12 protein-coding genes are annotated in these 11,690 nt (G+C 55.4%); 2 read left to right on the top strand and 10 right to left on the bottom strand.

Translation table 11 applies throughout. From position 1 onward, the window contains the following. Positions 1 to 106 (top strand): hypothetical protein (locus M8014_RS10150; protein WP_271282353.1); only part of this gene is annotated, 106 nt, incomplete at its 5' end. 41 nt (positions 107 to 147) lie between these two features. On the opposite strand, the gene cheW is transcribed toward M8014_RS10150, so the two are convergent. The 6 genes from cheW to flhD form a co-directional block, all read right to left on the bottom strand. After that, positions 148 to 651: a chemotaxis protein CheW gene (gene cheW, locus M8014_RS10145; protein ID WP_271268564.1), complete on the bottom strand. Its 504-nt coding sequence runs from the start codon at positions 649 to 651 to the stop codon at positions 148 to 150. Positions 652 to 672: 21 nt separating this feature from the next. Continuing rightward, on the bottom strand, positions 673 to 2,685 hold the full coding sequence (gene cheA, locus M8014_RS10140; protein WP_271282347.1) for a chemotaxis protein CheA: 2,013 nt from the start codon (positions 2,683 to 2,685) through the stop codon (positions 673 to 675). Positions 2,686 to 2,689: 4 nt separating this feature from the next. Next, positions 2,690 to 3,619, bottom strand: coding sequence for a flagellar motor protein MotB (motB, locus tag M8014_RS10135; RefSeq protein WP_271282346.1), 930 nt, complete (start codon positions 3,617 to 3,619; stop codon positions 2,690 to 2,692). Then, positions 3,616 to 4,503, bottom strand: coding sequence for a flagellar motor stator protein MotA (motA, locus tag M8014_RS10130; protein WP_271282345.1), 888 nt, complete (start codon positions 4,501 to 4,503; stop codon positions 3,616 to 3,618). Before motA ends, motB begins: the two co-directional genes overlap by 4 nt. Positions 4,504 to 4,625: 122 nt before the next feature. Next, positions 4,626 to 5,204, bottom strand: a complete 579-nt coding sequence (gene flhC, locus M8014_RS10125; RefSeq protein ID WP_271282344.1) for a flagellar transcriptional regulator FlhC — start codon at positions 5,202 to 5,204, stop codon at positions 4,626 to 4,628. Between the two features lie 2 nt (positions 5,205 to 5,206). Beyond that, on the bottom strand, positions 5,207 to 5,557 hold the full coding sequence (flhD, locus tag M8014_RS10120; protein ID WP_271282343.1) for a flagellar transcriptional regulator FlhD: 351 nt from the start codon (positions 5,555 to 5,557) through the stop codon (positions 5,207 to 5,209). Between the two features lie 793 nt (positions 5,558 to 6,350). Here flhD and uspC point away from each other — a divergent pair. Next, positions 6,351 to 6,779, top strand: a complete 429-nt coding sequence (gene uspC, locus M8014_RS10115; RefSeq protein WP_271282342.1) for a universal stress protein UspC — start codon at positions 6,351 to 6,353, stop codon at positions 6,777 to 6,779. A gap of 19 nt (positions 6,780 to 6,798) precedes the next feature. On the opposite strand, the gene otsA is transcribed toward uspC, so the two are convergent. The 4 genes from otsA to araG all read right to left on the bottom strand — a co-directional run bounded on the left by otsA (position 6,799) and on the right by araG (position 11,677). Beyond that, positions 6,799 to 8,223 carry an alpha,alpha-trehalose-phosphate synthase gene (gene otsA / locus M8014_RS10110; protein ID WP_271282341.1) on the bottom strand — a complete coding sequence of 475 codons (1,425 nt, stop codon included), beginning with the start codon at positions 8,221 to 8,223 and terminating at the stop codon, positions 6,799 to 6,801. Next, positions 8,198 to 9,004 (bottom strand): trehalose-phosphatase, encoded by an 807-nt coding sequence (gene otsB, locus M8014_RS10105; RefSeq protein ID WP_271282340.1) that lies wholly within the window; start codon positions 9,002 to 9,004, stop codon positions 8,198 to 8,200. Before otsB ends, otsA begins: the two co-directional genes overlap by 26 nt. A 163-nt stretch (positions 9,005 to 9,167) precedes the next feature. Next, positions 9,168 to 10,148: an L-arabinose ABC transporter permease AraH gene (araH, locus tag M8014_RS10100; RefSeq protein ID WP_271282339.1), complete on the bottom strand. Its 981-nt coding sequence runs from the start codon at positions 10,146 to 10,148 to the stop codon at positions 9,168 to 9,170. 14 nt (positions 10,149 to 10,162) lie between these two features. After that, positions 10,163 to 11,677, bottom strand: a complete 1,515-nt coding sequence (araG, locus tag M8014_RS10095; protein WP_271282338.1) for an L-arabinose ABC transporter ATP-binding protein AraG — start codon at positions 11,675 to 11,677, stop codon at positions 10,163 to 10,165. Between the last annotated feature and the right edge of the window lie 13 nt (positions 11,678 to 11,690).

Genomic DNA, 11,690 nt, shown 5'->3' with positions numbered 1-11,690 from the left:
GATGGTCAGGCTGCCGACAAGAAGGGAAAGGGCCTTCCCGAGGGTGGTAAAGGAGAGGCCCTGGAGGTACACCACAGCCCCGAAAAAGGGCCAGTCAGTTGCTTAACTGACTGGCATTACAACCTGAGGTTGCCGTTTTGCTTTTATTTATGCCACATGATTTGCTGCTACGTCTAACAGCGCCATCTCATCGCTGTTGAGCAGCTTCTCAATGTTCACCAGAATCAGCATGCGGTCGCCGAGCGCACCCAGACCGGTCAGGTATTCGGTGGACAGCGTCACGGCAAACTCCGGTGCCGGGCGGATCTGATCGGTGGTCAGGGAGAGCACATCCGATACCCCATCAACCACGATCCCGACCACGCGCTGACCCAGATTGAGGACGATCACCACGGTGTTCTCGTTGTACTCCACGTCACCCTGGTTGAACTTGACGCGCAGGTCAACAATCGGCACGATCACACCGCGCAGGTTGGTCACACCTTTGATAAATTCAGGCGTGTTGGCGATACGGGTCACCTGATCATAGCCACGGATTTCCTGCACTTTCAGAATATCGATACCGTATTCTTCATCACCTAAAGTGAAAACCAGGAATTCCTGCCCTGATGGCTCGCCGGCCAGCTTCGTTACATTACTCATACCGGTCATGTTTTTACCTTCTTAACTGAATCAGGCGGCTGTGTGCGCCATACGTTGTTCACGATTTAATCCCTGAAGCGCCGACACGTCGACGATCAGCGCCACGCTGCCATCCCCGAGGATGGTGGCGGCGGAAATGCCCGGCACTTTGCGGTAGTTGCTCTCAAGGTTTTTCACCACCACCTGATGCTGACCAATCAGCTGATCAACCAGCAGCGCATAGCGACGGCCTGCGCTTTGCAGGATCACCACAATCCCCTGCGTGGCTTCGGTTTTGGCCCCGTCCACGTCGAACACTTTCCACAGCTCCAGCAGCGGCAGGTATTCGCCACGCACTTCCAGCACGCGCTCGCCGCCCGCCAGTGGATGGAGATCTTCTTCACGCGGCTGCAGCGATTCCATCACCGCATTCAGCGGCAGAATGAAGACTTCGTTCGCCACTTTCACCGACATGCCGTCGAGGATCGCCAGCGTCAACGGCAGCAGGATGCGAATGGTCGTCCCGGTCCCCTGCTTCGATTTGATCTCAACGTGGCCGCCCATCTCCTGGATGTTACGTTTCACCACATCCATGCCCACGCCGCGCCCGGAGACGTCCGTCACCTGCTCGGCGGTAGAGAAGCCCGGGGCGAAAATCAACATCCCGACCTCTTCGTCGGTCATGTTTTCGTTGACTGCCATCCCCTGCGACAGAGCCTTGGCGAGGATGCGCTCGCGGTTCAGGCCCGCACCGTCGTCGGTCACTTCGATGCAGATATTCCCGCCCTGATGCTCTGCGGAGAGGATCAGGTTGCCGACCGGGGATTTACCTGCCGCCACGCGGTTTTCCGGCAGCTCGATCCCGTGGTCAAGGCTGTTACGCACCAGGTGCGTTAACGGATCGATGATGCGCTCAATCAGGCTCTTATCCAGCTCGGTGGAGCTACCCATCAGCGTCAGTTCAATCTGCTTGTTAAGCTTGCTGGCCAGGTCGCGCACCAGACGTGGGAAGCGGCTGAAGACGTATTCCATCGGCATCATACGAATCGACATGACCGATTCCTGCAGATCGCGGGCGTTGCGCTGCAGCTGGCTCATGCTGGTGATCAGTTCCCCGTGGTTCACCGGATCCAGCTCGTTGGAACGCTGGGCCAGCATCGACTGGGTAATCACCAGTTCGCCCACCAGGTTGATCAGCTGGTCGACTTTTTCTACCGCCACACGAATGGAGGTGGATTCGCTGACGCGCGCGGCCGGTTTTTCACGTTCGGCGCGGCCTGGGGCTGGAGTCTCTGCCGGTACTGCCTTCAGGGCTGGTGCGGCAGGTACCACCGCCGGAGCAGCTGGGGCTTCAACAATGGCTTCGACCACCGGCTCATCGATCACCGCTTCAAAATCAATCTGCTCAGGCTCGATCACAAAGCACAGCACCGCAATGACATCGTCTTTGCCGATCCCACCGCCGAGCGTGGCGGCGAGGGTATCTTTGCCCTTCACCACGTTGCTCAGGGTCGCCAGATTGCTCAGTTCCTCTTCAAGCAGGTTAACTTCGCTCTCTTTCAGGCCGGACAGCAGGATCCGCAGACGGTCGTCCGCAACGGTTGCCGCGACAGGGGCAGCGTCCACCACGCTCAGTTTTGCCGGGGCGACGGCGGGTACCGCCGCTTCACCTTTGGCTTCAAGGGCTAACTGACGCAGGGCGTTGCAGATATATTCAAAGCTGGCAGCATCCTGCTCTTGCGAGCTTTTATAGGCATCGAGCTGTTCCTGCATAATATCTTTCGTTTCCAAAAACAGGTTAATAATGTCGGTATTGAGCTGCATCTCACCGCGTCTGGCTTCATCCAGCAGGTTTTCCATCAGGTGCGTGGTTTCCTGCAGGATGGTAAAGCCAAACGTGCCGGCGCCCCCTTTTATGGAGTGGGCAGCACGAAAAATGGCGTTGAGCTGCTCTGAATCCGGCGCTTCGGGCACCAGATCCAGCAGATGTTGCTCCATATCAGCCAACAACTCGTCGGCTTCATCAAAAAACGTCTGGTAAAAATCGGTAATATCCATGCTCACGCTATCACCTCGGATTGGCTGGTGGCGATGTTGGAACGGCAGCCGAAGGCACGGCGCCTGGCTGTTTTAAATCATCCAGTGACTCATTCTGACTGCTGGCGTTTTCGTGCAGGATGGCCTGCTCCGCCTGTTTATTGAGCACTAAGAGACTAATACGACGGTTGATGGCATCGTCAGGCCCGCGATCGGACATGCGCATCGTGGCGGCCATGCCGACGACCCGCAGCACTTTGCCATCATCCAGTCCTCCGATCACCAGCTCGCGGCGGGAAGCGTTGGCGCGATCCGCAGAGAGCTCCCAGTTGCTGTACCCTTTTTCGCCGCCGGCGTAAGGGAAGTCATCGGTGTGGCCGGAAAGACTGATTCGGTTTGGGATCCCATTCAATACGGGCGCAATACCGCGCAGGATATCGCGCATATAAGGTTCCACTTCGGCGCTGCCGGTTTTAAACATCGGCCGGTTCTGGCTGTCGATAATCTGAATACGCAGCCCCTCCTGCACCAGGTCGATCTTCAGGTGCGGACGCAGCGCGCGCAGCTTGGGATCGGCCTCAATCAGCTGATCCAGATCGCCGCGCAGTTTCTGCAGACGGCTCTGCTCCATGCGTTTTTTTAACTCATCAATGTTCGGCTCGCGCTTCACTTCGCCTTGTTTTTGCGTGTAATCATCGCCACCGCCGGGGATGAGGCTGTCGCTGTTAGAAATACGCGGCCCGGTCGACACCGCCGTCGCCAGCGGAGTGCGGAAATACTCAGCGATCTGAATCAGCTCCTTCGGGCTGGAGATGGAGATCAACCACATCACCAGGAAGAAGGCCATCATCGCGGTCATAAAGTCGGCATAGGCAATTTTCCATGAGCCGCCATGATGGCCTCCATGACCTTTGTGCTTACGCTTTTTGACGATGACGATAGGATGGGCCTGGTTTTTCATGCGTCTTCAGTGCTCGTCTGCTGGTTTGGGTTCTTCACCGCACGCACGTGCTCTTCGAGCTCGTTAAACGATGGACGCTCGCTGGAGTACAGCGTTTTGCGCCCAAACTCGACCGCGATCGGCGGGGCATATCCGTTCAGATTGGAGAGCAGGGTAATTTTGACGCACTGCATCATTTTGCTGGTTTCGGCGCTTTTCTGACGCAGCACGGTTGCCAACGGGGAGATAAATCCGTACGCCAGCAGGATACCGAGGAAGGTTCCCACCATCGCGTGGGCAATCAGCGCGCCCAGCTCTGCTGCCGGACGATCCGCCGAGGCCAGGGCATGAACCACCCCCATTACCGCCGCGACGATCCCGAACGCAGGCAAGGAGTCCCCTACCATCGCCAGGCTGTTGGCCGGAACTTCGGTTTCGCTTTCGTGGGTTTCGATCTCTTCGTCCATCAGGGCTTCGATTTCAAACGTGTTCATGTTGCCGCTGATAATCAGGCGCAGATAGTCGACGATGAATTCCAGCATCACCTTATCGGCGAGGATGCGCGGATAGCTGGCAAAAATCTCGCTCTCCTGTGGATTCTCGATATCGCGCTCCAGGGAGAACATCCCCTGCTGGCGTGATTTGGCCATCAGGCGATACAGCAGCGCCAGCAGATCCATGTACATGCTTTTGGTGTACTTCGAACGACGGAACAGTAACGGCAGCGCCTTTAACGTCGCCTTGATCGCCTTACCGTTGTTGCCAACGATAAACGCCCCCACCCCTGCACCGCCGATGATGACCAACTCAGCGGGTTGATAGAGTGCCCCAAGGTGCCCGCCGGTCATCATATAACCGCCGAAAACTGTACCGAGAACTACCAGGTAACCTAATAAGATAAGCACGACATCATCCTTCCGCTAGTGACTTTAGCTGGATGCACAGTTCGGGGTTTACCCGCCCTTCGGGCATAAAAAAAGCAGCGGTAATGACTTACCGCTGCTGGAATCTTGCCCCTGGGATCGGGTTAAACAGCTTGTACGATCTGTTCATCCAGCAGTTGTGGATTACTATCGGCAGGATCCCGGGAAAGTTTACGTCTTTTTACCGCGCGGGACGGCGGTTGGCACAAACTGCAGGCAAAGCTGCCGGCAGGCTGATGCGCATGGGTAATAAAGTTACCGCTACAGCAGTTGCAGCGAGACAGTTCGAGCAGTCCGCTCTCGACAAAACGCACCAGCGTCCATGCGCGCGTCAATGCCAGCAGCGGCCCTTCTTCAGGCTGCGGGCACTGCTCGAGGTACAGTTTGTAGGCTTTAATGACGGCATCAACGCCGCTGCATAAGCCGGTCTTGAGCAGATACTGCCAGGCGTTACAGAACATAGAAGCGTGAATGTTCTGCTCCCATGTCATAAACCAGTCGGTGGAAAACGGCAGCATCCCCTTTGGCGGTGGGCTACCGCGCAATTCTTTATACAATTTGATAAGACGACCACGGCTCAGCTGCGTCTCGCTTTCCAGCATTTGCAAACGCGCACCCAAGGTGATCAATTCCATCGCCAGCTGAATATCACGCGCTTCCTGAACAATGCTCTTCTCACTCATCGTTACGCCCTTTTCTTACGGGCTGCGTCATCAGCCTGGCTGATGTCGTTGAGCAGACGGGTAGAAAGCAAAATACCGGTGTGAACCTGCTGCAGGTCGTCCACGCGGGAATCTTGCGTCAGTTGCGTGATGGTCTGGTGGTTATCAAACCGGAACTGGCAAACCAGTTGATTGGTTTCGGCCAGTTTCACCATTTGTGGCAGCGTTAACGCTCCTAACGTAGTGGCCATCTCTTCATGGATACCCAGGCGGAACATCGCCGAGGCTTTGTCCTGGCTAATTAAACGTTGTGCAAGCAGTAAATATGACAGGTTGATGTCATAGATGTGTTTTAGCAATTCGGATGTATGCATCGGTTCCTTCCCGAATAACCTACAATCATTTTTTGTGCGGGTATCCCGCACCCCGTGATGTCGCCGGGAAAACCCCGGTAAAAAAAGAAGAAAAGGCTAAAACACATAGTCGAATTAAGTTGTGTAGAGATGAATCACGTAAAGAAGAATAATTGTCCTCTCTTACACATTTATCATTTCTTACAATTAACTAAGATTTTTCCTAATTCGCCGCAACTCTACCCGTCCGGTTTATCACATACAATGCAGCCTCGCCTGAAATTTGAAATAAATGTGATCCAGATCACATAATTTGCCTGAATTTGAGCCAAAAATCCATCAGCCCCGCTTCTAAATTGTCTTTTTTATGAGCGTTTAACCACAGGATATATTCTCTGATGCCGAATATTCATGCAGAAGCATGAACTGAAGCGGCACGTTACTTGCCGGGGGTTGACAGCGAACAAACGCCCGCCCGGCCTCGCTATGTCTATGATAGAAACGCCTAATTTAACCCTTTCTAAAACAGCCAGTTAACCGTGAAAAATGCTGAAGTAATTTCCTCCCGTTACCGCTTTTTAAAGGTTAATGCAAGGTTAAAATCTAAGTAATACAGGTAATTAAATTTGTATGATTAACGTTAAGTAATCGTTTACAGTCGATGCGTGCATAACCGGGCTATTCGTTGCATAAGAATTATTAATGAATAATTATGATAAGCGTCACACTAATGCCACCTTCCTCTCTTGCGCAATGAGAGGAAGCGCGCTAATGCTGATGCAAAGGCGGTTTACCCAATCTTCTGGAGGACGCAATGAGTTACTCCCATCTTCTTGTTTGTGTGGCCCTTTCCCCTGAAAGCGAGCAGTTACTGAGCAAAGCGGTTGCCATCGCCCGTCCGACGCAGGCGCGCATCACGCTGGTGACACTGGGGACAGAACCGGAAATGTATAACCAGCTCGCCGCCCCGATGCTGGAAGATATTCGCGATGTGTTACAGGAGGAGACACAGCAATTTCTGGATGCACTGATTGCGCACGCAGAATATCCGATTGCGCAAACGGTGATTGCAACCGGTGAAATAAGTCAGTGTATTTATGATATATGTCAAAAACAGCAGGTGGATTTAGTGATATGCGGCAACCATAATCACAGTTTTTTTTCTCGCGCGGCATGCAGCGCAAAAACCATTGTCAGCGGCAGCAAAGTGGACGTGCTGTTAATTCCACTCAGCGCTGTGTGAGCCACTGAGTGAAAAATCATCAGGCCAGTTTAGGGAAGGTTGCGACCTTTTTTTGCAGATTGCTCTCCACGCTGTGGGGAGTGATGTCATTCAGATCCTGAATAAAGCGCGCCTGCCAGCGATCGATATCATTTTCACGGATCACTTTCATCATCTCAGCATGGCGTGATATGCGCTCCGTTAGCGGCATTTTCAGCGCACGATGCAGCGCGTTCGCCACATCGTCCCTGTCGTAAGGATTAACAATCAGTGCTGAGGTCAGCTCGTTGGCGGCACCGGCAAATTGCGACAGCACCAGCACGCCGGGATCCTTCGGGTCCTGCGCCGCAACGTACTCCTTCGCCACCAGATTCATCCCATCGCGCAGCGGCGTCACCAGCCCGACGTCGGCATAGCGGAACACCTTCATCAGGATTTTGCGCTCAAAGTGCTGATTGAGATAGAACAGCGGCGTCCAGCCCAGCTGCCCGTAGCGACCGTTGATGCGTCCGGCTTCGGTTTCCAGCTGATGACGAATATCCTGATAGGCCTGCACTTCTCCGCGTGAGGTTGGCGCAATTTGGGTGTAGCGGATTTTGCCGTGGTGTTCAGGGAATTTTTCCAGCAGCGTCTCATAGGCCTGAAAACGCTCCGGCAGCCCTTTGGAGTAATCCAGTCGCTCAACGGAGAAGATGTTTTTGACGTGCTTCAGCTCATTTTTAAGCTGCGCCAGCTTGGGCGGCAGCGGTCCGGAGGCCTGTTCGGCAATATCATCTGGCTCGATACCAATCGGATAGACTTCGGTATGGAACCGCTTGCCCCAGGCAGTATGCGCCCCGTCATCGTGAGCAATAAGCCGCGTTTTGCTGGCAACACAGTCCAGGAAGGCCAGGCGGTCATTATCGGTCTGGAAGCCCAGCAGGTCGTAGTCACAGAGCTGTTCGAGCAGTTCCTCACCGGGCGGCAGTGCGTTAAAGATCTCGGGGGTCGGGAACGGGATATGCAGGAAGAAGCCGATGCGGTTATTGATCTCACGCTTGCGCAGCTCGCTGGCAAACGGCAGCAAATGGTAATCATGCACCCACAGCATGTCGTCCTGTTTGACCAGCGGCGTCAGCTTATCGGCCAGCAGGCGGTTTACCCGCATGTAGCCGTCCCAGGCTTCACGCTTAAACTTCACCAGGTCCAGGCGATAATGAAAGGCTGGCCACAGCACCGCATTGGAAAACTGGCTGTAATATTCATCGTAATCCTGCTCGTTAAGGTTAAACGAGGCCCAGGTGATGTTCCCCCGCGTGACCTTTTTAAGCGGTTTGTCATCCTGACCAATGTCCCCGCTCCAGCCAAACCAGAGTCCGCCGGTGCTTTTCAACGCACCCAGTACCCCCACCGCCAGGCCACCCGCGCTGGCTTTTTTGTCATCCGGGGGAGCGATTCGGTTAGAGACTACGATCAAGCGACCCATATTCAGTTCTCCTGTTAGTTTGCGCTATTTGTTTTTCTTGTTGATGGTTAGCGGCTTTTATTATCCATTCCCACACATCAGGCACCGTTGCCAGCCGCCAGCTGGCTTTGGTCTCACCTGCGCCGACTTTCACTGATACGCCTTTGAGCTGATTAACCACCTCAAAGCCGTGTTCATCCGTCAGGTCATCGCCAAAGAAGACCGGCGTTCTGCCCGCAAAAGGCGCTTCATGCATAAAAGCCGAGATGGCTTCGCCTTTGTGGATCCCGCGTGGTTTGATTTCAACCACGCACTTACCCGGCTGGAGCGACAGCTGCGGATTGTCACGCACCACTTGTTCCGCCAGCGCCTGCACCTGTGGCTGATACTGCGGGGCCTGACGGTAGTGGAGCGCAAAGGCCATACCTTTGGCTTCCAGTTCAGTGCCCGGCAGCCAGGAAAGCGCCGTCGCCAGCTGAGCATGCAGCGTCTGGACCAGTTCCTGAGGAAGCGTGACGATGTGCGTGTGGCCATGGATGTCGCGGCGCTCTGCGCCGTGTACCCCGGCCAGCGGGAAACGGTACGGTTCGGCGAGCTTATCCAGCTCGGCCATTGAACGCCCTGATATCAATGCCAGTGCACCTTGATTCAGCAGCGACAGCTGATTCAGCGCATGTAAAACGTCGTCCGGAACGGCCACTTCATCGGGATGCGGTCTGATGGTGGCAAGGGTTCCGTCGAGGTCAAAAAACCAGGCAAAATCGTCAGACAGTAAAGGCGGTGAAGTTAACGTATCGGCCACCCTGATCCTCCTTACGGTTGGCGAGATGAAAACAGTTAACATCTCAGTAGCCATGTAAGTATAGACAGTGTGACGCTGCTCGCCATTTGACACCCCCCTTCCGCTGCGTCCGGAAAGGGGGTCTACACTTAAAAGTTGGGGTGGGTAAAGGCAGGAAACACGCTTAAACGGTACGCTTCGCTTTTTGTTTGTAACGGTCGAAGATCACCGCCGCCAGCAGGATGAGACCGCGAACCACGTACTGCGAGAACGGGGAGATGTTCAGCAGGTTCATGGCGTTCTCCACGGTGCCGAGGATCAGGATACCGGCCACCACATATGAGATTTTTCCGATGCCGCCTTTCAGTGAAACCCCGCCCAGCACGCAGGCAGAAATCACAATCAGCTCATAGCCAATCGAGGTCATCGGCTGACCGCTGGTCATGCGCGAGGCGAGGATTATCCCTGCCGCCGCCGACACCAGACCGGAGAGCATAAAGATGATGATCTTGGTCCGCACCACCGGAACCCCGGCGAGGCGAGAGGCCTCTTCATTGCCGCCAATTGCCAGCGTGTTGCGACCAAAGGTGGTTCTGTTCAGCAGGAAACCAAAGAGTATCAGGCAGGCGACCGTCAGCCAGATAGGTGCCGGCAGACCGAACCAGTTGGCATAGCCGAGGGCGAAGAAGCGCTCGTCTTCAATCCCCACCGCCTTACCGTCAGAGATGATATAGGCCAGGCCGCGCACAATCTGCATGGTGGCGAGGGTGGTGATCAGGGCGTTGATTTTCAGGCGTGCAATCACAAAACCGTTCACCAGCCCGCTGAGGGCACCGAGCAGCAGACCCGCCGCCACGCCAATCCACAGGCTTTCGGTCATATTAATGACTACCGCAGTCGTCACCCCGGCGCAGGCGATGACCGAGGCTACCGACAGGTCGAAGTCGCCCGAGGCCAGACAGAACAGCATCCCGCAGGCGACCATCCCGGACATGGAGATCGCCAGTCCCAACCCCTTCATATTAATGAAGGTGGCGAAGTTAGGCACAAAGAGAGCGCAGCCAAGGAACAGCACGGCGAATACCACCAGCATGCCGTACTGATCCCAGATGCGTCCCAGGCTGAAGGCCGATTTCGGCGATCCGGATGTAGTAACAGAAGACATCTTATTCTCCTTACTCAGGCGACGGCCTGGCTAACTTTAGGCATAGCGAGGCTTAACGCCTGCTTTTCATTCGCCTGTTCATGAAGCAATTCACCGGCGATCTCGCCTTCCCGCATCACCACGATCCGGTCGGCCACGCCCAGCACTTCCGGCAGGTCGCTGGAGGCGAACAGTACCGCCACCCCGCGTTTTGCCAGTGCGTAAATCACGTTATAGATTTCGTGCTTGGCCCCCACGTCAATGCCGCGGGTCGGTTCATCCAGCAGGATCACCTTCATCTCTTCCGACAGCCAGCGGCCCAGAATCGCCTTTTGCTGGTTGCCGCCGGAGAGGTTCATAATCAGCTGTTCGGCGCCAGGCGTTTTGATATTCAGGGAACGAATGTGGTGATCGGCGTTACTGGCCTCCCACGCGTCGTTAATCAGGCACCCGGCACGAATAGACTTCCGCCGCGCCGAGATGTTGATGTTATCCCGCACAGAGTGCACCGGAATAATCCCCTCGGCTTTACGGTCCTCCGGACAGAGCATCATCCCCGCACGAATGGCGTGGGCGGGTTTCTGGATATCGACCAGCTGACCGTCAATAAACACCTGTCCGTCGGTGATCTTTGTGCCGCCAAACAGCCCTTTCATCAGTTCACTGCGCCCGGCCCCCACCAGCCCGAACAGGCCGACAATCTCGCCGCTGCGCACCGTCAGCGTGATCGGTTTACGCACGCCCGGCGCTTTGACCTGTTCAAGACGCAGCAGCTCGCCGCCGTACTGACGCGATTCCCAGTGGTAGATGTCGCCCAGCTCGCGGCCAACCATCGCCTGTACCAGCTGGTCATGGTTGACCTGCTGCATATCGGAGAAGGTGCGCACATAGCGGCCATCTTTAAAAACAGTGATCGCATCGCTGAGGGCAAAGATCTCTTCCATACGGTGCGACACGTACAGAATGATGCGCCCTTCTTTGCGCAGCTCGCGGATCACACGGAACAGGTTCTCTATCTCACGCGCCGACAGCGAGCTGGTCGGCTCATCGAAGGCAATAACCTTGGCATTGCGCGCCAGCGCTTTGGCGATTTCAACCATCTGCCACTGGCCGATGGAGAGATACTTGAGCGGGGTCTGCGGGTCAATATCCAGCCCGAGGTGCTTGAGCTGTAGCCCGGCTTCATAGTTCAGCAGCGAACGGTTAACGAAACCGCTTTTGTGCGGGAGTTGCCCGAGGTAGATGTTTTCCGCGACGGTCATCTCGGGAACCAGGTGCAGTTCCTGATAGATGATGGCGACACCGGCGTTCAGCGCGGCGGTGGTGTCAGCAAAAGCAACCTCTTTGCCCTGTAAGGCAAGCGTGCCGGTCGTGGGGGCGTAATTGCCGCTGAGAATTTTCAACAGCGTGGATTTTCCGGCGCCGTTCTCCCCCATCAGGGCATGGACCTGGCCCGCATAGCAGTCAAAGCTGATATCGGTCAGCGCATTGACGCCGGGGAAGGTTTTGCCGATGCCGCGAAAAGAGAGATACGGTTCTGACTGGTGCATAACGTCTCCGAGG

Origin of the sequence: Silvania hatchlandensis, from assembly GCF_025564065.1 — a bacterium.
GTDB classification, from domain to species: domain Bacteria; phylum Pseudomonadota; class Gammaproteobacteria; order Enterobacterales; family Enterobacteriaceae; genus Enterobacter; species Enterobacter hatchlandensis.
Note: the sequence above shows the minus strand (reverse complement) of the source record. Positions and strands in the feature narration are given on the sequence as shown.